The sequence below is a fragment of the Streptomyces sp. NPDC127092 genome, from assembly GCF_042722475.1.
GTDB lineage: Bacteria > Actinomycetota > Actinomycetes > Streptomycetales > Streptomycetaceae > Streptomyces.
The window spans coordinates 1,293-1,597 of record NZ_JBHXFE010000192.1; the positions used below are offsets into that span (position 1 = coordinate 1,293).

Below are 305 nucleotides of genomic sequence, written 5' to 3' on the forward strand. Positions count from 1 at the left end.
CGACGACATGCATCGCTCCCCCGCCGTGCCCGTCGAAACCGCGCGGGGACAGCTTCCGAGCGCGACGCCACCCCGGCTCACCGATCGAGGGATCGCGTTCACGGGCGATGCGGCGACGCTCCGCCTCCTCTGCCTTGGCCTGCGCACGTTCTTCGATCCTGCGGCGCTTGCGCGCGGCGGACATTGGGTCGGTGATCGAGTTGCGGTCGGTGATCCGGCGCGGCTCGTAACTGTGAGACAGATCCGCTACCGCCCGGCGCAGGCTCAGCCGTGTGCGGAGCCGATCGCGCAGGCGCCCGCCGGCC

1 protein-coding gene is annotated in these 305 nt (G+C 71.8%); it reads right to left on the reverse strand.

All coding sequences use genetic code 11. From position 1 onward, the window contains the following. A partial coding sequence (locus tag ACFWJO_RS38740; RefSeq protein WP_386872907.1) for a hypothetical protein occupies window positions 1–305 on the reverse strand: 305 nt, incomplete at both ends.